Source organism: Arthrobacter sp. NPDC055585 (assembly GCF_053619115.1).
The window spans coordinates 1-21,283 of sequence record NZ_JBSHIT010000006.1 but is presented as its reverse complement, the minus strand read 5'-3'; the positions used below and the strand labels follow the sequence as shown (position 1 = coordinate 21,283).

At 66.9% G+C, this 21,283-nt stretch carries 20 protein-coding genes; 11 read left to right on the top strand and 9 right to left on the bottom strand.

The genetic code is table 11. The features are described from left to right. Nucleotide 1: 1 nt before the first annotated feature. On the bottom strand, nucleotides 2-679 hold the full coding sequence (gene mtrA, locus ACWGQ2_RS11315; RefSeq protein WP_422402052.1) for an MtrAB system response regulator MtrA: 678 nt from the start codon (nucleotides 677-679) through the stop codon (nucleotides 2-4). A 264-nt stretch (nucleotides 680-943) separates the two neighbouring features. On the opposite strand from mtrA, the gene ACWGQ2_RS11310 reads away from it, so the two are divergent. The 6 genes from ACWGQ2_RS11310 to ACWGQ2_RS11285 are packed head-to-tail and all read left to right on the top strand — an operon-like array spanning nucleotide 944 to nucleotide 7,189. After that, complete coding sequence (locus ACWGQ2_RS11310; protein WP_452017286.1) at nucleotides 944-2,248, top strand: glycerophosphoryl diester phosphodiesterase membrane domain-containing protein; 1,305 nt, start codon at nucleotides 944-946, stop codon at nucleotides 2,246-2,248. Nucleotides 2,249-2,254: 6 nt separating this feature from the next. Further along, nucleotides 2,255-2,935 (top strand): DUF4129 domain-containing protein, encoded by a 681-nt coding sequence (locus ACWGQ2_RS11305; RefSeq protein ID WP_452017284.1) that lies wholly within the window; start codon nucleotides 2,255-2,257, stop codon nucleotides 2,933-2,935. Continuing rightward, on the top strand, nucleotides 2,932-4,140 hold the full coding sequence (locus ACWGQ2_RS11300; RefSeq protein WP_452017282.1) for a DUF4350 domain-containing protein: 1,209 nt from the start codon (nucleotides 2,932-2,934) through the stop codon (nucleotides 4,138-4,140). The genes ACWGQ2_RS11305 and ACWGQ2_RS11300 overlap by 4 nt, the downstream gene beginning before the upstream one ends. Further along, entirely contained in the window at nucleotides 4,137-5,153 is a 1,017-nt protein-coding gene (locus ACWGQ2_RS11295; protein ID WP_452017280.1) for an AAA family ATPase, read from the top strand. The genes ACWGQ2_RS11300 and ACWGQ2_RS11295 overlap by 4 nt, the downstream gene beginning before the upstream one ends. 3 nt (nucleotides 5,154-5,156) lie before the next feature. Further along, nucleotides 5,157-6,449 (top strand): DUF58 domain-containing protein, encoded by a 1,293-nt coding sequence (locus tag ACWGQ2_RS11290; protein ID WP_452017278.1) that lies wholly within the window; start codon nucleotides 5,157-5,159, stop codon nucleotides 6,447-6,449. Nucleotides 6,450-6,508: 59 nt separating this feature from the next. Next, nucleotides 6,509-7,189: a DUF4166 domain-containing protein gene (locus ACWGQ2_RS11285; RefSeq protein ID WP_452017276.1), complete on the top strand. Its 681-nt coding sequence runs from the start codon at nucleotides 6,509-6,511 to the stop codon at nucleotides 7,187-7,189. A 13-nt stretch (nucleotides 7,190-7,202) separates the two neighbouring features. Here the strand turns inward: ACWGQ2_RS11285 and ACWGQ2_RS11280 are convergent, their stop codons facing one another. The 4 genes from ACWGQ2_RS11280 to ACWGQ2_RS11265 are packed head-to-tail and all read right to left on the bottom strand — an operon-like array spanning nucleotide 7,203 to nucleotide 11,051. Continuing rightward, nucleotides 7,203-8,273, bottom strand: coding sequence for a hypothetical protein (locus ACWGQ2_RS11280; protein ID WP_452017274.1), 1,071 nt, complete (start codon nucleotides 8,271-8,273; stop codon nucleotides 7,203-7,205). After that, entirely contained in the window at nucleotides 8,257-8,634 is a 378-nt protein-coding gene (locus ACWGQ2_RS11275; RefSeq protein WP_325791460.1) for a chorismate mutase, read from the bottom strand. Before ACWGQ2_RS11275 ends, ACWGQ2_RS11280 begins: the two co-directional genes overlap by 17 nt. A 56-nt stretch (nucleotides 8,635-8,690) precedes the next feature. Next, nucleotides 8,691-9,827 carry a tRNA 2-thiouridine(34) synthase MnmA gene (gene mnmA, locus ACWGQ2_RS11270; RefSeq protein WP_452017272.1) on the bottom strand — a complete coding sequence of 379 codons (1,137 nt, stop codon included), beginning with the start codon at nucleotides 9,825-9,827 and terminating at the stop codon, nucleotides 8,691-8,693. Between the two features lie 3 nt (nucleotides 9,828-9,830). Continuing rightward, on the bottom strand, nucleotides 9,831-11,051 hold the full coding sequence (locus tag ACWGQ2_RS11265) for a cysteine desulfurase family protein (RefSeq protein ID WP_452017271.1): 1,221 nt from the start codon (nucleotides 11,049-11,051) through the stop codon (nucleotides 9,831-9,833). A gap of 279 nt (nucleotides 11,052-11,330) precedes the next feature. Here ACWGQ2_RS11265 and ACWGQ2_RS11260 point away from each other — a divergent pair, with 279 nt between their 5' ends. The 3 genes from ACWGQ2_RS11260 to ACWGQ2_RS11250 are packed head-to-tail and all read left to right on the top strand — an operon-like array spanning nucleotide 11,331 to nucleotide 13,616. Continuing rightward, entirely contained in the window at nucleotides 11,331-12,305 is a 975-nt protein-coding gene (locus ACWGQ2_RS11260) for a J domain-containing protein (RefSeq protein WP_452017269.1), read from the top strand. 23 nt (nucleotides 12,306-12,328) lie between these two features. Next, nucleotides 12,329-12,796 (top strand): tRNA (cytidine(34)-2'-O)-methyltransferase, encoded by a 468-nt coding sequence (locus ACWGQ2_RS11255; RefSeq protein ID WP_452017267.1) that lies wholly within the window; start codon nucleotides 12,329-12,331, stop codon nucleotides 12,794-12,796. A 16-nt stretch (nucleotides 12,797-12,812) separates the two neighbouring features. Beyond that, a complete protein-coding gene (locus ACWGQ2_RS11250; RefSeq protein WP_452017265.1) occupies nucleotides 12,813-13,616 on the top strand; it encodes a class I SAM-dependent methyltransferase in 804 nt (267 codons plus the stop codon). Here ACWGQ2_RS11250 and ACWGQ2_RS11245 read toward each other — a convergent pair. The 4 genes from ACWGQ2_RS11245 to ACWGQ2_RS11230 form a co-directional block, all read right to left on the bottom strand. Beyond that, on the bottom strand, nucleotides 13,613-14,362 hold the full coding sequence (locus ACWGQ2_RS11245) for a PIG-L deacetylase family protein (RefSeq protein WP_452017263.1): 750 nt from the start codon (nucleotides 14,360-14,362) through the stop codon (nucleotides 13,613-13,615). The two genes, ACWGQ2_RS11250 and ACWGQ2_RS11245, sit on opposite strands and share 4 nt — an antisense overlap. Further along, the gene (locus tag ACWGQ2_RS11240; protein WP_452017261.1) at nucleotides 14,359-15,303 is read right to left on the bottom strand and encodes an electron transfer flavoprotein subunit alpha/FixB family protein; all 945 of its coding nucleotides are present in this window, start codon (nucleotides 15,301-15,303) and stop codon (nucleotides 14,359-14,361) included. The genes ACWGQ2_RS11245 and ACWGQ2_RS11240 overlap by 4 nt, the downstream gene beginning before the upstream one ends. A gap of 48 nt (nucleotides 15,304-15,351) precedes the next feature. Beyond that, entirely contained in the window at nucleotides 15,352-16,191 is an 840-nt protein-coding gene (locus ACWGQ2_RS11235) for an electron transfer flavoprotein subunit beta/FixA family protein (protein ID WP_452017259.1), read from the bottom strand. A gap of 180 nt (nucleotides 16,192-16,371) precedes the next feature. Then, on the bottom strand, nucleotides 16,372-18,033 hold the full coding sequence (locus ACWGQ2_RS11230; protein ID WP_452017257.1) for a S1C family serine protease: 1,662 nt from the start codon (nucleotides 18,031-18,033) through the stop codon (nucleotides 16,372-16,374). Between the two features lie 318 nt (nucleotides 18,034-18,351). On the opposite strand from ACWGQ2_RS11230, the gene ACWGQ2_RS11225 reads away from it, so the two are divergent. After that, nucleotides 18,352-20,391, top strand: a complete 2,040-nt coding sequence (locus ACWGQ2_RS11225; RefSeq protein WP_452017255.1) for a TPM domain-containing protein — start codon at nucleotides 18,352-18,354, stop codon at nucleotides 20,389-20,391. A gap of 110 nt (nucleotides 20,392-20,501) precedes the next feature. Beyond that, nucleotides 20,502-21,242, top strand: coding sequence for a PspA/IM30 family protein (locus tag ACWGQ2_RS11220; protein WP_091603118.1), 741 nt, complete (start codon nucleotides 20,502-20,504; stop codon nucleotides 21,240-21,242). Nucleotides 21,243-21,283 lie beyond the last annotated feature (41 nt).

The window sequence follows — 21,283 nt, the reverse complement described above, 5'->3', positions numbered from 1 at the left end:
GCTAGTTTTGGCCGGCTTTGTAACCAACACCGCGGACCGTCAGGACAATCTCGGGAGCTTCAGGGTCCCGCTCAATCTTCGACCGCAGCCGCTGGACGTGGACGTTCACCAGGCGGGTATCTGCGGCGTGGCGGTAGCCCCAAACCTGTTCGAGGAGCATTTCCCGGGTGAAGACCTGCCACGGCTTGCGGGCCAGGGCCACCAGGAGATCAAACTCCAGCGGTGTCAGCGCGATCCGCTCGCTGCCGCGGGAGACAGAGTGACCGGCCACGTCAATGGAGATTTCACCGATAGACAGTGTCTCGGGAGCCTTTGAGTCGACCGGGCGGAGCCGGGCGCGGACGCGGGCTACCAGCTCGGCGGGCTTAAACGGCTTGGGCACGTAGTCGTCGGCACCGGATTCAAGGCCGCGGACGACGTCGGCGGTGTCAGATTTGGCCGTCAGCATCACAATCGGAAGATCGGACTCGGCACGGATCTGGCGGCATACCTCGATGCCGTCCATTCCGGGGAGCATCAGGTCCAGCAGCACGAGGTCCGGCTTGGAGCTGCGGAAGACTTCCAGCGCCTGCGCGCCGTCGGCACAGAAAACGGGGTCGAACCCGTCGTTGCGGAGCACAATGCCGATCATTTCGGCCAGCGCTTCGTCGTCGTCTACGACCAGTATCCGTGCCTTCATGCTTTTCTGTTCCCCGTTACTTCCTGCCCGCAGGGCATTCGACGTCCTGGGCTGGTTGAAAACCCGCGCACCTTTTCTGTGCGCTCTTCCCGGACATGCGGCAGTCGCATCCTGGAGATAGGCATGCCGGAGTAGCCCATGTTATCCCTATCATCCCTAACGGCATATTTTTGACCCGGCCCGCCGGGTCCCTGTCTGCGCGTCCAGAAACTATAGTCGGACTAGGAGAAACGAGATCATGACACAAAAAGGCGGGGCGCAAGGATGAGTCAGGACAATCACAACGAACCCGAATCCGGCGGTGTACCCCGCCCTGGATCCGGGCCGGACCCCTCGCCGCCGCAGGCGCCCTGGGGCCAGCAGCCCCAGTGGGGCCAGCAGCCGCAGTGGGGTCAGCAGCTGCCCGGCCAAACACCTCCGCCCTACGGCCAGCCCGCGCCTCCGGGATGGTCCAACCCCTATGCGTCCAACCCGTACGGCACCGGCGCGCCCGGCGGATACCCGCAGGGTCCCTACCCGCCCGGCCAGTACAGCGCTCCGCCCAAGCCCGGCGTTATTCCGCTGCGCCCCCTGGGCCTGGGCGAAATCCTCGACGGCGCGTTCCAGGCCTGCCGCCGCAACCCAGCGGCGACTTTCGGCATCGCAGTGCTCATCCAGGCTGTCATCTCGGTCCTCACGGTCATTTTCGGCCAGTCGCTGCTGGCTCCAATCAGCGAAATCGGGCTGGAATCGGAACTGACCGATGAACAGGCGCTCTCCCTGGGCACCACCGCGCTGACCGGCGGCACTGCCCTGACGATCGTCTCGGCCATCGGCATCCTGCTGATGCAGGGCCTGCTCGTTATCCCCGTGGCACGGGCGATCCTGAACCTCAAGACCGGGTTCGGCCAGACCTGGCGCCTGGCCAAGGGCTCCGGCCTGCGCCTCGCCGGCCTGGGCCTGCTGCTCTTCGCCGCCGCCGCCGTCGGAATCGTGGTGTTCATCTTCCTGCTGGTCCTGGTGATCGAGTTCCTGGGGCCCCTGGGCGTGTTCCTGACTGTGGTCGGTGTCCTGGCGCTCGTCGCAGTGTTCGCCTGGTTGTCGGTTAAGCTCGCCCTGGCACCGGCGGCGCTGGTCGCCGAACCCCGCGGCGTCTTCGCCGCGATCTCCCGGTCCTGGAGCCTTACGCGGCGGAACTGGTGGCGCACCTTCGGCATCCTGCTGCTGACCAGTGTGATCGTTTCAATCATCGTGTCCGTGATCAGCACCCCGATCACGATGCTGATCACCCTCTTTGCCTCCTTCGGGACACAGGAAGCAGCTGCTGACGACCTCTCGGCCGTACTCCCGGTCCTGATCCTGACGACGGCGGTGTCCGCTTTCTTCGGTGCCATCGGCTACGCCTTCCAGGCCGCCGTCACCTCGCTGCTCTACATTGACCTGCGCATGCGCCGGGAAGGCTTCGATGTGGCCCTGATGAAGGACCAGGAAATCGCAGCCGCATCCGGGCCGGACTTTGTTCCGGGCCGCAACGTGCCTCCGGCAGCCTCCGGCCAGTGGCCGCAGGGCCCGTACACCGGTTCCGCCTAGGGCTGCATGAGGACAGGAGCGATTTTCCGGCAGTCCCCGGAAGTGCCGGTGGAGCCGGACGCCGATCAAGCCCGCAGCTGGCTCGAGAATGAGCTTTCGAAAGCCGAGTACCAGGACGCTCAGCCGAGCCTGCTGGAACGCGCCGTTGCGAAGATCCTGGAGTTCCTGACGGACCTGCTGTCCGGCATTCAGGGCGTAGGGGCTCCCGCCGGCATCCTGCTTCTGGCGCTGGGCGCGCTGGTGCTGCTGGCGCTTGCCGTTCTGGTGGTCCGGCCCCGGCTGAACGCACGCAGGAAGCCTGCGGGCCTCTTCGATGAGGCGGGTGCGGACCAGGATGCCGCGGCCCACCGTGCCCTGGCGGAGCAGGCTGCACAGGCCGGAGACTGGGACGGCGCACTCGCCGAACGCCTGCGCGCGATCCTGCGCTCGGCTGAAGAACGGGTCATCCTGCACCCGCAGGCCGGACGCACCGCCCAGGAAGCCGGAACGGCGCTGTCCGCCGTCTTCCCCGCCGAGGCGGAGGAGATCCGCTGGCTGAGCCGGCGCTTCGACGAAGTCCGCTACGGCGGCAGCCGCGCTGCTGAACCCGATGCCCGGCGCGCCGCGGACCTCGATGCGGCACTGCTTTCATCCCAGCCGGCACCCTCTGCTGCTTCGGCTGTTCCGTCCCTGGCGGTACCCAAATGAGTGCGCCCGTGCAGGCAGCCCCCGGACAGGAACAGCCCGCCGCTGCAGCAGCTGCTCCCTCGATGCTGCGGGGCCGGCTGCGGGCCTGGCGGCTGTGGATCGTCCTTGCCCTCCTGCTGATCGGCGGGGTGGTCCTGAGTCTGCTGACCGCCACGAATGCCAACCGGACTCCCCTTTCAGCTTCCAACGCAGCACCGGAAGGAGCCCAGGCCGTAGTCCGCGTGCTGCAGGAACAAGGTGTGGAGGTAGTTGAGGCTGTGAACTATGAGAGTGCCCTGGCCGCACTGGAAGGGAAGAACGCAGCCATGCTGTTCTTCGATCCCAACGAATACCTTTCGGGTTCCCAGCTCGGCGAACTGGCAGCGGCAGCCCGGAAGAAAGTTCTCGTAGAACCAACCTTCGCGCAGCTTCAGGCGCTTGCCCCGGACATCTCCCAGGCCGGGCTGGTTCCCGAGGACATCATCGACGCCGGCGCGGTCTCCGGAGCACGCTGCAGCGATCCGGCTGCGGAAGCCGCGGGGTCGATCAGTGCCGGAGGGCTGGCATACCGCGGTCCGAACACCTGCTTCCCCGTGACCGGCAGCAGCGAACCCGCAGCCGGACTTTACGCGGCAGCCGGTGACGGTTCCGCCGCTGTCCTGGGGTACAGCGGCCTGCTCGCCAACGGAACCGTTCCAGAGAACGGAAACGCTGCCCTGGCCCTCTGGACGCTTGGCAGCACGGACACTCTGGTCTGGTATCTGCCGGTGCCGGCCGACATCCCGGCAGGTGCCGGTCCGGTGAATCCGTTCAGCCTCCTGCCTGACTGGGTCAATCCCCTGCTCATCTGGACCGTGGTGGTTGCTGCGCTGGCTGCCTTCTGGCGCGGCCGGCGGCTTGGGCCGCTGGCTATGGAACCCATGCCGGTGGTTGTCCGGGCGGCCGAAACCGCCGAGGGCCGGGCGCGGCTCTACCAGGACAGCCGTGCGCTTGACCGGGCCGCTGCGAACCTGCGCGCAGCCACCATGGTGCGGCTGGCTTCCAGGCTCCGGCTGGGCCCGGGAAGTACTGCCGCCGAGGTGGTTCAGGCCGCCGCACAAAGCTCCGGGCGTTCGGCCGCGGACGTCGATTCACTGCTCAACCGGCACGTACCCGCAAATGACAGCGACCTGGTGGCTTGGTCACAGGAGCTGCTGTTCCTAGAGGAAGAGATAACCGAACCATGACCCAGCAGTACCCGTCAGTGTCCGGCACGGCCGGCAGCGTCCAGGCCAATGCCGCCGACGCAGGTGACAACGCACGCCGGGCCCTCCACAGCGTCCGCCAGGAAGTCGCCAAAGCGGTCGTGGGCCAGGATGCCGCCGTCACGGGGCTGATCATCGCCCTGCTGGCGCGCGGGCACGTACTGCTCGAGGGTGTCCCGGGCGTGGCAAAAACACTCCTGGTCCGGACCCTGGCAGCAGCACTTTCCCTGGACACCAAGCGGGTGCAGTTCACCCCGGACCTGATGCCCGGCGACGTGACCGGTTCGCTCATCTACGACGGGCGCACCTCCGAGTTCAGCTTCCGGGAAGGGCCCGTCTTCACGAACATCCTGCTGGCCGATGAAATCAACCGCACTCCCCCCAAGACCCAGGCTTCACTGCTGGAGGCGATGGAGGAACGCCAGGTCACGGTGGACGGCGTGTCCCGCCAGCTTCCGGATCCGTTTCTGGTGGCGGCAACCCAGAACCCGGTGGAGTACGAGGGAACCTATCCCCTGCCGGAAGCACAGCTTGACCGTTTCCTGCTGAAAATGACCCTGGATCTGCCCTCTCGGGAGGATGAGATCGAGGTAATCCGCCGTCATGGCAGCGGTTTCGATCCGCGCAACCTGACCGCCGCCGGGGTCCGCCCGGTGGCAGGCGAAGCCGATCTCCGGAAAGCCCGGGAGGCAGTCGCCGGAGTGGAAGCTTCCCCGGAGGTACTGGGCTACATCGTGGACCTGGTGCGCGCCACCCGTTCCGCGCCGTCGTTCCAGCTGGGCGTCTCCCCGCGCGGGGCCACGGCCCTGCTGAACACGGCCCGGGCCTGGGCCTGGCTCTCCGGGCGCAGTTTCATCACGCCCGACGACGTAAAGGCGCTGACGCTTCCGGCGCTGCGGCACCGGGTGTCCCTGCGGCCCGAGGCCCAGATGGACGGAGTCAGCGTCGATGATGTGCTCGGCAGCATCCTGGCCACCGTCCCGGTTCCCCGCTAGCTGATGGCAGTCTCGCACCGCCTGGTGATCCTCGCTGCTCTGGGTGCCGCCGCCGTCGTCCTCTTCCCTGGAACGGGGACCATCCTCGCCTGGCTTGGCCTGGTGGCAGCAGCCGCAGCCGTGGACATCGCTCTGGCGGCCCCGCCGCTGAAGATCCGGCTGGAACGGGAGCTGCCGGAAAGTGCCCGCCTGGATGAAGAAGTGCCTGTGGCACTGGTGGTCCGGAACGGTTCAGGGCGGACGCTGCATGCCGTGCTGCGGGACGCCTGGCAGCCCTCCGCCGGCCAGCTGCAGGCGCAGCGCCGCGTCACCGTTCCCGCAGGGGAAGCACGGCGGGCCCCGGGTACGCTGCGCCCTGAACGCCGCGGGGACCTGCGCACTGCCTCGGTCACTATTCGCTCCTTTGGGCCGCTGGGCCTGGCGGCCCGGCAGCGCACCGTTGCCTACCCGGGAGCCCTGCGGATCCTGCCGCCGTTCCGGTCCAAGCGCCACCTGCCGGCGAAGCTGCGCAGGCTGCGTGAGCTGGACGGCAACGCCTCGGTGCAGCTGCGGGGGGCAGGCACCGAGTTCGATTCCCTGCGTGACTATGTCCGCGGCGACGACGTCCGTTCCATCGACTGGCGCGCGACGGCGCGCCGCCGGGACACAGTGGTGCGCACCTGGCGTCCGGAAAGGGACCGCCGGGTGATTCTGGCACTGGACACGTCCCGGACTGCCGCCGCGCGGATCCTGGATGAGCCGCGGCTGGACACCGGGATCGAGGCCGCCCTGCTGCTGGGGATGCTCGCCCACGGCGGCGGCGACCGCGTGGATTTTGTGGCCTTCGACCGGCGGGTGCGTGCCCGGGTGGATTCCGCTGCCAAAGCCAACCTGCTCAGCCGGCTCGCCGGCGCCATGGCCCCGCTGGACGCCGAACTGATCGAGGCTGATTTCTCCCTGCTGCCGGGCGTTGTGGCATCGGTATCCTCGCGGCGTTCACTGGTAGTGCTGATTACCTCGCTCGACGCCGGTGCCGTGGAAGAAGGGCTGCTTCCGGTGCTGCCGTCGCTGCTGGCCAAGCACGTGGTGGTTGTGGCCTCCGTCCGGGACCCCGCGCTGGACGAGCTGCGGACCGACCGGACGTCAGCCTCGGCGGTCTTCCGTGCCGCCGCCGCCGAACGTGCCCTGCTTGACCGGGCCGCAGTCACCGCGCAGCTGAAGTCCATGGGCGCGGAGGTCGTTGATGAACCCCCGCATGAACTGCCGCCCAAACTGGCTGACATGTACATCCGGCTCAAAGCCTCCGGACGTCTCTGACCGGCCCTTCGGCACGCAGGGGCCACGCGCTCGAACCGGGTGCGGCGTAGGCTGGATGGATGACTGACGGGTCCGTGTACCAGCGGGCGATGGGCACCGCTTTTAGCCGCCTCCAGCCCCAGCTCCAGGAATACTTCTCGCTGCAGCCGGACCAGGGCCGGTACGGTTTTGGCGCCGGTGTCTTCGACGTCGCCGGAAGCCCGCGCCCGGCACTGCGCCCGGTGCTCTCCGCACTGCCGGTCACCAACGCGTTCTTTCCCGACTTTGGGCGTGATGTGCCGTTCACGATCCGCAACTACGCGCACCGCGATCCTTTTGGCCGGTCCTCACTGACAGCAGTCCGTGCCTTCCAGTTCGACCGCGGTCAGCGGATCTTCGAGGACACCACCTCGCTCACCTCCCCCACCGGACTCACCGACTACGTGGGGCGCAGGCGCAACCTCGCTACAGACCTGGATCTCTCGGTTTCAGCCGACGGACACCTGCACATGCATTCTCCGCATACCCGCCTGTTCCTGGGCAGGCTGCGGATACCGGTTCCGGTACTGGCCGGCGCGGATGCGCATGCCGAACAGTGGTGGGATGAACAAACCGGGCGCTTCCGCATCCGGACCCTGGTGCGCCAGCGCCAGTTCGGCACCGTGTTTGTCTACGACGGAAGCTTCACCTACGAATACCGGGACTTCGACGGCGTCCTGCCGCCCGACGCGGAACCGGAAAAGTGGGAGCGCCGCCTTTAGCCGGCCGGGCCCTTTAGCCTTCGGCCGCCAGCTGGTCCAGCGCCGAAGCAGTCTGGGTAAGGCGTTCAAGCACGCGCCGTGCGCCGGAGGGTGCAATATCCGCGAGATCGCCGGCGGGCAGAATGCCAACGGCCGGCAGGTCCCTCAGGGGAAGTCCAACCCGCTGCCACGGCGCAGTAATGTCCTGGACCAGCGCCGTCACCTGCCGGGGGGCTTCCCCGGGAGCAGGCAGCGGCAGGACGCCGAGCCAGGTCTGCTTTCCGGCTTCAACGGCCTCGGCAATGCCTTCCCAGTCCGCGTTGCCCAATCCGCGCAGCGGCACCGCGACGCCGTCGGCGCCTGCACCGAGGGCGAGGTCCAGACCGGAGCCCGGTTCGCGGTGGCGGGCTGAGGGCAGGTTCACGATGACGGAGGACGCTCCCGCAGCCAGCAGTGAATCCCGCAGCAGGCTCCAGGCAAGGGATGCCTCCTGCGCGGGAACCGAGCGCAGGGTCCGGTAACCGCTGGCGGTGGGGATGCGGCCGCCCAGGACCTGATCCAGGAGGGGTTCATCGAGCTGGACGGTAATGGCAGCACCGCGGGCAATCGCCTTGACCCGGGCTGCGTACTCTGCTGCTCCCGCGGCCAGGGACTCGGTGAGCTCCCGCCGCGCACCGGCGTCGGACAGAGCCCGTTCACCGTTATGCAGATAGAGTCCGGCGCCAAGCGTCAGCGGGCCCTGCAGGGAAATCTTGAGCCCGGAGCTTGGAGCTTCTTCCACACCGATGACATCGGCGAGGGTGTTGATGTCCCGGGAGAGCAGGGATACTGCCCGCCGGTAGTCGATGCCGGGACGGTCCACCAGGCGCCAGCCGTGGGGCTGCAGGTCTACCGGCAGGTCCACCAGCAGCGCCGCGGTCCGGCCCGCTGCATCGGCTCCTACGCCGCGGTGGGGCAGCTCAACCAGGAACGGCAGGTGCGGCTCGCCCAGTTCCCCGCGGATGGTCTTTGCTGCTTCCAGCGGGTCGGTTCCGGGCCAGGTGCCCGCGGCGGAAGCAGTCACACCTGACGGGGCAGCGGCAGGCTGCTCAGGCTCCTTCGGCATTACTACCGCCGTTGCGGGTCTCGGAAATGGCCTGGTGGTGCCGGATGACTTCGCTGATGATGAAGTTCAGGAACTTCTCGGCAAAGGCCGGATCAAGGTTGGCGTCTTCGGCCAGGCGCCGCAGCCGGGCGATCTGGGCAACTTCCCTGCCCGGATCCGCCGGCGGCAGGTGGTGTTCGGCCTTCAGGTGGCCCACCCGCTGGGTGGCCTTGAAACGCTCGGCCAGAAGATAAACCAGCGTGGCGTCGATGTTGTCGATGCTGCTGCGCATGGCAAGCAGCTCGGCCATGACCTCGTCGGCCACCTTCCCGGCAAGGGAACTGGCTGTGGGGTCGAAATCGTCAGCTGGTGCAGTACTCATGACTCCAGTTTAGGGTCCAGCCGCCTGCGTACCGGTGCAGGTTACGGCGGTGTGGATTAGGAGACTGCTGCGGGATCCCACTGCAGGGAACGGGCAGAATCAATGGTTGCCTGGCCCAGCACCCGGGTGCCCTGGTAGATCACCACGGTCTGCCCGGGGGCGACGCCGCGCATGGGGTCCTTCAGCCGGACCACCAGTTCGCTGCGGGAGTCCTCCCCGGTTTCCATCCAGGCGGTGGCGGGTACGGGGTCCCCGTGGGCCCGGACCTGCGCGGTGCACTCAAAGGTTTCTCCGGTTCCCACCTCCCGGATCGGCAGCCCGGCCCAGGAGACCTTGATGCCGCGCATCTGGTCGATTTCAAGCAGCTTCTCCGGGCCCACAATGACCTTGTTTTCCTTCGGCCGGATCTCAAGCACAAAGCGGGGCTTGCCGTCCGCCGCGGGGCGGCCCAGCTTCAGGCCCTTCCGCTGGCCAACCGTAAAGGCGTTGGCGCCGGGGTGGGTGCCGAGCGTTTCACCGCTGGGATCCACAATCTCGCCCTCGGTCATCTCAATTCGCTCTTCGAGCCACCCGCGGGTATCGCCGTCGGGGATAAAGCAGATGTCGTGGCTGTCCGGCTTGTTCGCGACGGACAGGCCGCGGCGCTCGGCTTCAGCCCGCACCTCGGCCTTGGACGGGGTGTCGGCCAGCGGGAACATGGCATGCTTGAGCTGCTCGTGGGTCAGGACGCCCAGCACGTAGGACTGGTCCTTTGCCCAGTCCGCTGCGCGGTGCAGCTCCGGGTTGCCGTCGGCGTCGGTAATGACCTTGGCGTAGTGGCCGGTGCAGACGGCGTCGAAGCCCAGGGCCAGTGCCTTCTCCAGCAGCGCGGCGAACTTGATCCGCTCGTTGCAGCGCATGCACGGGTTCGGCGTGCGGCCGGCGGCGTACTCGGCAACGAAGTCATCAACCACGTCTTCCTTGAACCGCTCGGAGAAGTCCCAGACGTAGTACGGGATGCCCAGGATGTCGCAGGCCCGCCAGGCATCGCGGGAATCCTCGATCGTGCAGCAGCCGCGGCTGCCGGTGCGCAGGGTGCCCGGCATACGGGACAGCGCCAGGTGGACCCCGACGACGTCGTGCCCTGCCTCCACTGCCCGTGCTGCGGCTACGGCGGAGTCCACTCCGCCGCTCATTGCTGCCAAAACCTTCATTAGCTAAAAACCCGTTCCTGCTGTTCGTATGCTGCTTTCACTGCCCGCCATGCCGGCCTTCTTGGCCCGTTCGTACGCTTCGGGCAGGGCGTCTATTAGTGCATCAACGTCTTCGGCGGTGGATGTATGCCCCAGGCTGAACCGCTGGGCACCCCGTGCCTCCGTTTCGCTCAGTCCCATGGCAAGCAGCACATGGGACGGGCGCGGCACGCCCGCGGTGCACGCGGAGCCGGTGGACGACTCTACCCCCGCGAGGTCCAGGAGGAAAAGCAGGGAGTCGCCCTCACAGCCGGGGAAGGTGAAGTGAGCGTTGCCGGGCAGCCGGCGGGTGCCGTCCTCGTCATCACGCGGTCCGCGCAGCACGGCCCCCGGAACAGTGCGTTCGACGGCGGCAATCAGGTAGTTGCGCAGGGTACGCAGGCGCGCGCTTTCGTCGGCGAGGTTCTCCGTGGCTTCCCGTGCTGCTGCAGCAAACGCCGCGATGCCGGGCTTGTCCAGGGTCCCGGAGCGGATATCGCGTTCCTGTCCGCCGCCGTGGAGCACCGGAGTGAGTTTGACGGCGCGTCCCACCACCAGGGCTCCAACGCCCACCGGTCCGCCGATCTTGTGCCCGCTGACCGCCATGGTGTCCAGGCCGGATTCGCGGAAGCTGACGGGCACGGCACCAAAGGCCTGCACGGCGTCGGAATGAACCGGAACCCCGTGGGAATGTGCCAGTTCAACCAGCGCCGGGATGTCCTGGAGGGTGCCTACCTCGTTGTTCGCCCACATCAGGGTGACCAGGGCTGTCTCGGCACCGTGTTCTTCCAGCTCGCGGCGCACCGCGTCGAGGCTCACAACGCCGTCGGAATCCACCGGAAGCCAGGAGACTTCGGCGCCTTCATGCTTCTGGAGCCATTCCACGGTGTCCAGCACGGCGTGGTGCTCGACGGGTGAGCACAGGATGCGGGTGCGGCGCGGATCGGCGTCCCGCCGGGACCAGTACAGTCCCTTCACCGCCAGGTTGTCTGCTTCGGTTCCCCCGGAGGTGAAAATGACCTCGGACGGGTGGCAGTCCAGCGCTGCGGCCAGTGCTTCCCGGGAGTCTTCCACCACCATCCGGGCGCGTCTGCCGGAGCCGTGCAGCGAGGATGGATTGCCGCTGCGGCTCAGTTCGGAAGTAAGTGCGGCGAGGGCCGAAGCCGAAATCGGCGTGGTCGCCGCGTGGTCGAGGTACACGGGCACCAGACAATTCTAGCGCCCGGGCCCCGGAGTGCGGTCCGCAGCCGGTCCGGCAATCCGGTTCGGCTTGTTCACTGCACGCCTTCCTGCCCGGAGCGGCGCACCGGGAGGCGGATACCAGCGGCTAGAATTGGGGCTCCACCGGGAGCGAACAGGGCGAATGAGGTGAACTAATCCGGGCCCTGCAGCGTTATACCGGTGCCTGTGCCGGTTAGTGCAGGCGCAAGTGTACGTCCGTGCCGCAGCCTGACCGGGCCCGCGGTGCTACCGAAAGGACCACCAGTGACTCCCCCAGCCCAATCGCTTTATGAGGTACTGGGGCTCACGCCGTCGGCCACCGTTGATGAAATCAAGTCCGCCTACCGTCGCGCTGCGCGGCGGACCCACCCAGACCACGGGGGCAGCAGCGAGCACTTCCACCTGATTTCCGAGGCATACCAGGTCCTCTCCGATCCCGAACAGCGCAGCGCCTATGACCGCAGGCTGGGCCGTTCCGGGGACGCCGGACCGGTTTCCGGTGCCTCCCCCGCGCGCCCGGCTGGAACGGCAGGAACCGCCCGGACGGCCGGCACATCCGCCGGCCGGCCTGCACCGAATCCTGACTTCGGCAAGCCTCCCGTCTTCGAGCCGGATTTCACGCCGCAGCGTCCGCCGGCGATTCCGCTGGCCATGATCGGGCGCCAGGTCAACGGCGAACCTGTTCGCCCCGGACTGTTCAAGCGGATGGGTTCCTCAGCCGGATCACGTTTCGACGCTGAAAACCTCACCATCGGACTGCTGGCCAACTCGCTGCTGCCGGATTATCCGGCCGGGCGCCTTGTTAACAGCCTCCATATCCCGGACAGCGGCCCGCGCGGCGGCAACCTTGAAATAGGGCACGTGCTGCTCGGCGGGTACCGGATGGCAGTCATCGATTCGATCATGGCTTCCCCGGGTGCCTGGTACTGGGACGGCACGCAGCTGCGCCACCGCGGCCGGGCCGTGGGCTCGCTGCGCCTGGCCGATGCGGTGCGCACCCTGCAGGAAAGGTTCCCGGATGTGCGCGTCTCCGGCTGGCTGGTCCTGCACAGCCCGAACCAGAACCCGTTTGAGCCGATCATTGATTCCCCGCCGAACCTGCCCGAGTCGGCGCCCGTCGACGTCGTGAATCCGGGAACGCTGGCCCGGGACCTCCGCCGGTTCTTCAGCACCGGGCCGCAGCCGAACACCGTCCTGCTGCCGGTGCTGGGTGCGCTGCTTGACGCGACGAAACAGTAGCGGCTCGGGCATAGGATAAAGACGTGTTCCGCATCCTCTTCTACACCCCTGAAATCCCGGGCAACACGGGCAACGCGATCCGTCTTGCCGCAATCACCGGCGCCGAACTCCACCTGGTGGAGCCCCTGGGCTTCGATTTTGAAGACTCCAAGCTGCGCCGCGCCGGCCTGGACTACCATGACCTGGCCGTGATGCACGTGCATCCGAACCTTGAGGCTGCCTTTGAGGCCCTGAAGCCGGAGCGGGTCTATGCCTTCACCTCCGACGGCGAGACCTCCTACACGGATGTGGCCTACCAGCCCGGCGACGTTCTGCTCTTCGGTCCGGAGTCAGTTGGCCTGCCGGCGGAAGTTAAACACGATCCCCGGGTCACCGCGCGGGTGCGGCTGCCCATGCTCCCTTCCCTGCGGTCGCTGAACCTTGCGAATTCCGCCTCCATCGCTGTCTACGAAGCCTGGCGCCAGCACGGTTTCGCAGGTGCCCAGCTCTAAGCCAAAGGACACTCCAATGCCCGACCAGCAGCCCCTTGCCGAGATCTTCGACGCCGGCGCCGCCGACTTTGAGCGTATGGCGCCTTCGCTGTGGAACCCGATGGGCAACGCCCTGGTGGCCGCGGCGGACATCAAGCTGGATGAAAGCGTCCTGGATGCCTGCTGCGGCGGCGGTTCAATCACCGTTCCGGCCGCGCAGAGCGCCGGGCCGGATGCGGTGGTGGATGCGGTTGACCTCTCCGCAGAGCTGCTTGAGGTGGCGGCGGCCAAAGCCAAGACGCTCTCCCTGGAGAACGTTGTCTTCACCCAGTCGGACATCATGGGGTTCCGCCCCGGCACCCAGTACGACGCCGTCCTGTGCGGTTACGCTGTTTTCTTCCTCCCGGACATGGACGCCGGAGTACGCCATCTGGCATCACTGCTCCGAAGCGGCGGCAGGCTTGCCTTCAGCACCTGGGCTGAGGGCGCGCTGACGGACTTCTCCTCCGCGCTGTTCCGGCATTGTGCGGCCGAAGGCGTGGAGCTCCCTGATACGAGCGAGTCCTCCCGGGACAACATGATCCGCATTAACACTCCGCAGAAGGCCTCGGACTGGCTGCAGGGCCTGGGCCTGAAGGACGTTCATGCCGTACACACGTCCGTTCCGGTGCTGCTGAGCCCGGACCTGGCCTGGTCCCTGGTGATGGGCAGCCCGCTCCGCCTGCTGCTGCCGGCCGATGCCGCCGCCGCAGGGCGTGTCCGTGATGCCTTCCTGGCCGAGCTGGGCGAGGAGTACACCCTGAACGCGGACACCCTGCTGGTGACAGCCGTAAAGCCCTAGAAGCCGGCGATGGTGGCGGGAGTGTTGACTCCCACCACATGGAAGACCTCCGCGCTGGTGCCCGCGGGCAGCCCGTGCCGCTGCGCGTTCTCCTGCAGGAATGCCCGCACCGCTGACTCCATGCCGGCCAGGTCGGGATGCTGGCTGGCATGGACCCGCACAGCTTCCAGTTTGGTGTCCACCTCTGCGGTGATGTCCTCTGCGTGGTTTTCGCGTTCCCGCGGAGCACCGTAGAACACCAGCCACGGCACCTTGTACGCGTGCAGCCCGTGCTCCTCGAGTTCGGGGTAGGCAAAGGGATTCTCAGCTGCCGGGTACACCGCCCGGGTGACAATTTCACCGCAGGCCAGGTGGTCCGGGTGGCTGGCCTGGATCCGGGACCAGTTGCGCTCCGGGTGCATTGAAAGCACGACGTCGGGACGCACCCTGCGGATCAGCTCCACCGCCTTGCCGACTACTTCGTGGCTGACGGCAAGGAATCCGTCGCGCTCCCCCAGGAAATGGATCTCTCCGGCGCCCACGATGTCCGCTGCTGCGCGCTGCTCAGCGTTGCGGCGGGCGGTGATGTCCTCACGTCCGCCGGCTTCAAAACCGCCGGCATCCCCTGAGGTCATAATGCAGTAGGAAATCTCGGTCCCCAGGGCTGCCCATTTGGCCAGGGTTCCGGCGGCTCCGAAGTCGATGTCATCCGGGTGTGCTGCGAACGCCAGGACCCGTCCGGGCGCCGTATCGGGGAGACCGCTCATCCGCGGCGCTTCCGGATCTCTTCCGAGGCCTGCGGCAGTACCGTCGCAAGGTCGCCCACAATACCGAAGTCGGCGATCTCGAAGACTGGTGCGTCGGGGTCCTTGTTCACAGCCACAATCACCTTGGCGGTCTGCATTCCGGCCTTCTGCTGGATGGCACCGGAGATGCCGGCGGAGATGTACAGCTGAGGGGAAACCGTCTTGCCGGTCTGGCCCACCTGCGCCGAGTGCTCAATCCAGCCGGCGTCAGTTGCCGCACGGGAAGCACCAACAGCTCCGCCGAGCAGGTCCGCAAGTTCTTCGACCGGGCTGAAGTCCCCGTCCACGCCGCGGCCTCCGGCCACGATGACGCGCGCTTCGGAGAGCTCCGGGCGCCCGCTGACGCGCTTCTCCGAGCGCTCGGCCACCACTGCGGCCGGCCCGGTTTCCGGTACTGCCACCAGGCTGCGTTCGGGAGTGCTGCCGGCACCGGGCTCTGCCGGTTCTACGGAGTTTGCCTTGACGGTGATGATCGGGGTCCCCGTCTCGACCCGGCAGGTTGAAGTGTAGGAACCGGCCAGGACGGACTTGGTTACGGAAAGGTCCGGCGCCACTGCCACGGCGTCGGTGATAACTCCGGAGCCAAGCTTGATGCCAACCCGGGCCGCCACTTCCCGGTCCTCGAAGGAATTGCCCAGCAGCACGGCGTCGGGGTTCGCGGCACGGACTGCTTCGGCAAGGAAGGCAGCCTTGCCCGCTACGAGGACGTCCGGCAGCTCGGAGCCCGGTTCGTAGATACGTGCCACGCCGCAGGCACCGAGCTCCGCCGCAGCGTCATCGGAGAGCTGCCGGGGAGAGGCGACCTCCGGAGTGCCGAGCGTACCGGCAATGGCCAGCAGCTCACGGGCGGCACGGGGAAGGGGAAGGGAAGGAACGTCAATAAAAACCAGTACGGAGCCCATGGGGCGCTCTCCTAGGTGTGCGGGCGCGGCAGCGCCGTAAGGGACGTGCTAGATGAGTTTCTGCGAGGCGAGGTAGTCCACCAGCTTGACTCCGGCGTCGCCGTCGTCCGTGATGATCGTGCCAGCGCCCCGGGCCGGGCGCGGAGCGGAAGCGGCCACGGACGTCCAGGAACCCGCCTTGCCCACCTGGGCAGGGTCAACACCAATCTCCTGCAGGGAGAGCACGAGAACCGGCTTCTTCTTGGCTGCCATGATGCCGCGGAAGTTCGGATAACGCGGTTCGTTCGCCTGGTCCGTAACCGAGACGACTGCCGGGAGCGGAGCCTCGATGATCTCAGAGTAGGAGTCGCCGTCGCGCCGGGCGCGCAGCACCGGACCCGTTTGGCCGGCAATGGTTTCAAGCTCTGAAGCGAACGTCACCTGCGCAAAGCCGAAGCGCTCAGCAAGCTGCGCGGGAACCAGGGACGTTTCGCCGTCGGTCGAGGACATGCCGGTGATGACCAGGTCCACGGGCCCCTGGGTGGATTCGAAATGCCGGACGGCAGCGGCCAGTGCCAGGGAGGTGGCAGCGGCGTCGGAACCCGCCAAGGCGTCATCCAGGAGATGCACGCCCTTGTAGGCACCGATCTGGAGGGACTTCTTCACGGCATTCACGGCCGCCGCGGGGCCCATGGAAAGGGCGGTGACCGAGTTTCCGCCCTTCTCTCCCCCGCGTTCCTCCGCCAGCTGGAGGGCGGCTTCGAGGGCGTACTCGTCAAGTTCGGAGAGGATGCTCTCGGAACGGTCCAGGGTGTGGTCCGGTCCGTCGAGGCGGCGGTCAAACTGGGTGTCCGGGACGTGCTTCACCAAAACAACAATGTTCAGCGGCCTGTTGGCTGACTCCTGCATTCCGGCCTTTCCTGTAGGAAGATTCCGCCGGTCTGTGTTCCGGCATCCCCCGCCCGTCGGCGGCGACAGATTAAAGCTAATCACACGCTGCCCCGGGGCTCGAACGTACTACCTGGAAAACAGGCCGGCCCCGCCTGCCGGGCGGCAGGCGGGGCCGGTCCGAAAGACGCCCGCAGGCGCTTACTGCTGTGCTGAATCTCCGAGTGTGGCGTCGGTGCTTTCGCTCTGGCCGTCACGCACGTAGTCAATGGTGACCTTGCTGCCGGCAGCCTGCATGCGGATGGCGGCAGTCAGGGACTGTGCGTCGGTGATCGGGATACCGTCCACAGACGTCACGATGTCTCCCTTCTGCAGGCCCGCCCGAGCTGCGGGAGTGCCGCTGGCAGGGTTATCCGCAATCTCGGCACCGATCGTGAACGAGGAGGAAGAGCCGGAACCCGTTGCCGGGGTTACCGAAACGCCCAGGAACCCGTGGCTCGCGGAGCCGTTGTCGATGATCTCGTCGGCTACACGCTGCGCGTAGCTTGCGGGCACCGCGAATCCGACGCCGATGTTGCCGCTGTCCTCTCCGCTGGACCCGGAGGAGGCAGACGCAATGGCCACGTTGACGCCGATGACGTCGCCGTCAGTGTTGACCAGGGCCCCGCCGGAGTTGCCGTGGTTGATCGCCGCGTCAGTCTGGATCACGTTGAGGTAGATCGAGTTCGACGCCGAGCTCTGGTTCTGGGAAGAACCGTCCGGCGGCGCGAACCGGAAGCCGAATCCGTCATCTTCGGGAGCGGAGTCCGAATCGGATTCCGGCGCTGCGGAGGACTGCACGCTGATGGTGCGGTTCAGGGTGGAGACGATTCCGTCTGTGACAGTTCCGGAGAGTCCCAGCGGAGCCCCGATGGCAAGCACGGAGTCGCCGACGTTCAGGTTGTCCGAGTCACCGAGCGTTGCCGGCGTCAGGTTATCCGCGTCCACCTGAATCACTGCCAGGTCGGAAAGCGGGTCGGTTCCAACCACGGTAGCCGGGAGCACCCGCCCGTCCTCGGTCTGGACTTCGATGCTGGGGTCGGCAACCGTGCCGCCAAGGGTCACCACATGGGTGTTGGTGAGGATATGGCCGTCGTTGTCCAGAATGATTCCCGATCCGCTTCCGGAGGAACCGGAGCCGGAGACTTCGATCGTCACAACGCTGGGTGAGGCCTTTACGGCCGCGGCAGTAATGGCATTGACGTTGTCCGTGTCATTGACAACCACCGTATTGGACTGGCCGGTTGTCCCGGCCGTCGAATCCCCGTTGTCCAGGATGGCATCCGCCGCGACAGCCACGCCGCCGCCCAGGAGTCCCGCGATGAGCATGGCGCCGACGATGGTTCCCGTTCCGTACCGCCGGCGTCCGCCCGCGGCCGCCGGCTGGGACGGGGCGCCCCCGTAGGGACCGCCGTAGCCGCCGCCGTATCCGCCGGGCTGTGCGGGCCCTCCGGCAGGGTACGAACCGCCGGGAGCGGTCTGCGGTGCGGGGCCTGCATCCCGGTTGTAGCCGGCGCTGTGGAACGTGCCGGAAGGACTCTGTCCGCCGGGTGTGGAGCCGCCTTCGCCCCCGGTCTGGCGGGCCGTCCAGGGCGCGCCGGAATCCGAAGCAGCGGGGGCCGGATGGGCGCCGCCTGCCGGAAGGCGCGTGGTGTCCGCAGCGGACCGGTCAGTGTTCCCTGCGTCCGGAGCGTTCCCTGCGTCCGGAGAGTTATCTGCATCCGAAGCGTTCCCTGCATCCGGGGCGGACGACGCCGGCGGGACCGGAGGGCGGGGAGGCAGCGGCCGCTGCGGGCCTTCAGCGCCCCCGAAGTGCTCACTCATATGGGCGTCCTTTCGAAAATTCGGTGTACCCACAAGTATCGACCTATCAACTATCGCAGGGGAGTCTGTGTCCGAGGCACGAGGTTTCTGAATGTCTGCTGGGAATTTCCCGAATGAGGTTCGCAGCGGGCACCAGTGCGGCGGTTCCTCCGTCTGCCCTAGTCAACGCCGCTTAGTCCGAGGGAACGTACAGACTGATGGGATACGGTTTCGTGGTGGACTGGCGGTGTGGGCGCCCATAGAATCAGATCCATATCCGCCCGGCAGCCCACGAACCCGTGACCCAGTGCAGTTTACGGACAGACTAAGGATTCTTTTATGCGGTTGAGGACGAAGCGGTTTGCAGCCGTGCTGGCTCTGAGTGCGCTGGCGGTGTTCGCCCCGTCTGCAGCGCACGCCGATTCTCCGGTGACCATTCCCCCGGGCCAGTATCTGGTGGATACCAATGATTCCCTCGGCTCCTCCGGCACCTCGGAAGTGCAGCAGGCCATCAGCAATGTCCAGGAGAGCACCGGCTACACGCTCTATGTGGTGTTCGTGGACAGCTTCACGAACCCCAGCGATGCCTCCGCCTGGGCGCAGGACGTAGTCACCTCCAAGGACATGGGCTCGCGGGAGGCGCTCCTGAGCATTGCCACGGAGGAACGCAGGATGGAAGTGGCCACCGGGGACCAGTCAGTCCTTACGGAGGCCCGGCGCAACGCCATCCTCCAGGCCGCGCAGGAGCCGCTGCTGGGGAACCAGAACATTACCTCGGCGGATTGGACCGCGGCCGCAGTCAATGCCACCAAATCGCTGGAAGACATCGCCGGCGGGGGCAGCGGTGAAGTTTCCACCGGCGGCTCCAGCCTGGTTCCGGCCTTTGCGGTCGCCGCCGTAGTGCTGGTGGGTGCCTTCACCGTCTTCTTCCTGGTGCGCAGCCGAAAGCGCGGACAGCGCGCGGTAGCGAGCAGGGAGCAGACTGCACCGAAAGACCCGCTGGATGCCATGAGCGTGGCGGACCTGCGCAAGCGCGCCGGAAGCCTGCTGGTCGCAGCAGATGACGCCATCAAGTCCAGCGAGCAGGAACTTGCCTTCGCTGCGGCCCAGTACGGCGACGACGCCGTGTCCACTTTCACGGACGATCTCGCCGTGGCACGGGCACACATGGGCGAGTCATTCAAGATGCAGCAGCAGCTCGATGATGAAATCCCGGACACGGAAGAGCAGCAGCGGGCCTGGCTTAAGGACATCATCCGCCGGTGCGAGGCAGTCAACGATTCACTGCAGGCACATAAGGAAGACTTCGACGCGCTCCGCGAACTTGAACGCAATGCCCCCGCAGCCCTGGCCTCGGCGCAGGACTCAGCCCGGGCGGCGTCGGCGCGGCTGGACTCGGCCCGCGCCTCACTGGACGGGCTTCAGACCCGGTACAGCGAGAGCGCGCTGGTCAAGGTACGGGACAACATCGACCAGGCCCGGGAACGGCTGGCGTTCGTAGAGAATGCCGCCGATACCGCCCAGGAAAAGCTGCAGTCCGGAGACACCTCTGCGGCCGTGCTCGCAGTCCGTGCTGCGGAAGAAAGTGTCCATCAGGCAAATGTGCTGCTGGACGCCATCGACCGGACCGGGACCGGGCTCGACGCTGCGGCAGCAGAACTTGACCGCGCCGTCGCCGATGCCCGCCAGGACCTTGCCCAGGCGCGGGCCTTCTCCCAGGGCGGAGCCCAGCCGGCCCTGGCTGGTCCGATTGCCGGCGTCGAGCAGGCGCTGGAAGCCGTTTCCGCAGCCCGCGGCAGCCGGTACGATCCCGTGGATCTCCTGGACCGGCTGGAATCGGCCAACGCTCAGCTTGATGCCTCTCTGGAAGGGCTGCGGGACCGGCAGGAACAGGAACGGCGCGCCCGCGACGCACTGCAGCACACCATCATGTCCGCGCAGGCGCAGATCGCCGGAACGTCCGATTACATTCGTGCCCGCCGCGGCGGCGTCGGCAGCGAAGCCCGCACCCGGCTCGCTGAAGCCGAGCGGAACCTGCAGCAGGCCATTGCCCTGCAGTCCTCGGACCCGGTCAGCGCACTGGCCTATGCCCAGCAGGCCAATGCATTGGCCGCGCAGGCCTCGCAGATGGCGCAGCAGGATGTGGACGGGTTCGGCGGCATGGGCGGCTGGGGCGGAGGCGGCGGCATGTACGGCGGACGCGGAGGGGGCAGCGGCCTCGGCGGTGCCATCCTGGGCGGCATCCTGATCGATTCGATCCTGCGCGGCGGCTCGCACGGCGGCGGCGGAGGCTGGGGCGGCGGAGGGTTCGGCGGCTTCGGCGGAGGCGGAGGCTTTGGCGGCGGAGGCGGATTCGGCTCCTCGGGAGGAAACTTCTAGCCAAACGGCATCCACTGAATTTGCCGGGACGGGTTACTGCCGGACCGGGATTTTGACAGGCTGGCAACAGCAAAACGCACTATGTGAACACAAATGCGAAAGGCAGACAGATGGTAAAGCAGTCCATATTCGGGCGGATCGCCCAACTGGCCAAGGCCAACATCAACGCGCTTCTGGACCAGGCGGAAGACCCCCAGAAAATGCTTGACCAGATGGTCCGCGACTACAGCAACAACATCGCCGAGGCCGAAAGCGCCGTCGCCCAGACCATCGGCAACCTGCGCATGCTGCAGGACGACTACAACGAAGACCTGGAGAATGCCCGCAGCTGGGGCAACAAGGCGCTGGCCGCGTCCCGCAAGGCAGACGAGTTCCGTGCCAGCGGCAACACCACGGACGCCGAGAAGTTCGACAACCTTGCCAAGGTGGCCATCCAGCGCCAGATGGCTTCAGAGAACGAGGCCCGCGGAGCCGAACCGACGATCGCTTCCCAGGAGGAAATCGTCGAGCGTCTCAAGACCGGGCTGAACCAGATGAAGGACAAGCTGCAGCAGCTGCAGTCCAAGCGCAACGAACTGATTGCCCGTTCCCGCAACGCCGCGGCCCAGAACCAGATGCACGACGCCATCAAGAGCATCGACGTTATGGACCCCACCTCCGAGGTCGGACGCTTCGAAGAGAAGATCCGCCGCGAAGAAGCACGGGTCCGCGGCGCGAACGAACTGGCTGCTTCGAGCCTCGACGCTCAGTTCGAGTCGCTCGAGGACCTGGGCGAGCAGACCGAAGTCGAAGCACGCCTTGCCGCGCTAAAGGCCTCAGCAGCCAACCAGTCAGCGATCGAACAGAACTAGCCGACGGCTCAGGTTTCGCAGCAGGCCGGCGCCCCGAGGGG

Coding starts and splice junctions, on each gene's coding strand:
- mtrA (WP_422402052.1), bottom strand. CDS start 679: ATGAAGGCACGGATACTGGTCGTAGACGACGACGAAGCGCTGGCCGAA.
- ACWGQ2_RS11310 (WP_452017286.1), top strand. CDS start 944: ATGAGTCAGGACAATCACAACGAACCCGAATCCGGCGGTGTACCCCGC.
- ACWGQ2_RS11305 (WP_452017284.1), top strand. CDS start 2,255: ATGAGGACAGGAGCGATTTTCCGGCAGTCCCCGGAAGTGCCGGTGGAG.
- ACWGQ2_RS11300 (WP_452017282.1), top strand. CDS start 2,932: ATGAGTGCGCCCGTGCAGGCAGCCCCCGGACAGGAACAGCCCGCCGCT.
- ACWGQ2_RS11295 (WP_452017280.1), top strand. CDS start 4,137: ATGACCCAGCAGTACCCGTCAGTGTCCGGCACGGCCGGCAGCGTCCAG.
- ACWGQ2_RS11290 (WP_452017278.1), top strand. CDS start 5,157: ATGGCAGTCTCGCACCGCCTGGTGATCCTCGCTGCTCTGGGTGCCGCC.
- ACWGQ2_RS11285 (WP_452017276.1), top strand. CDS start 6,509: ATGACTGACGGGTCCGTGTACCAGCGGGCGATGGGCACCGCTTTTAGC.
- ACWGQ2_RS11280 (WP_452017274.1), bottom strand. CDS start 8,273: ATGCCGAAGGAGCCTGAGCAGCCTGCCGCTGCCCCGTCAGGTGTGACT.
- ACWGQ2_RS11275 (WP_325791460.1), bottom strand. CDS start 8,634: ATGAGTACTGCACCAGCTGACGATTTCGACCCCACAGCCAGTTCCCTT.
- mnmA (WP_452017272.1), bottom strand. CDS start 9,827: ATGAAGGTTTTGGCAGCAATGAGCGGCGGAGTGGACTCCGCCGTAGCC.
- ACWGQ2_RS11250 (WP_452017265.1), top strand. CDS start 12,813: ATGCCCGACCAGCAGCCCCTTGCCGAGATCTTCGACGCCGGCGCCGCC.
- ACWGQ2_RS11245 (WP_452017263.1), bottom strand. CDS start 14,362: ATGAGCGGTCTCCCCGATACGGCGCCCGGACGGGTCCTGGCGTTCGCA.
- ACWGQ2_RS11240 (WP_452017261.1), bottom strand. CDS start 15,303: ATGGGCTCCGTACTGGTTTTTATTGACGTTCCTTCCCTTCCCCTTCCC.
- ACWGQ2_RS11235 (WP_452017259.1), bottom strand. CDS start 16,191: ATGCAGGAGTCAGCCAACAGGCCGCTGAACATTGTTGTTTTGGTGAAG.
- ACWGQ2_RS11230 (WP_452017257.1), bottom strand. CDS start 18,033: ATGAGTGAGCACTTCGGGGGCGCTGAAGGCCCGCAGCGGCCGCTGCCT.
- ACWGQ2_RS11225 (WP_452017255.1), top strand. CDS start 18,352: ATGCGGTTGAGGACGAAGCGGTTTGCAGCCGTGCTGGCTCTGAGTGCG.
- ACWGQ2_RS11220 (WP_091603118.1), top strand. CDS start 20,502: ATGGTAAAGCAGTCCATATTCGGGCGGATCGCCCAACTGGCCAAGGCC.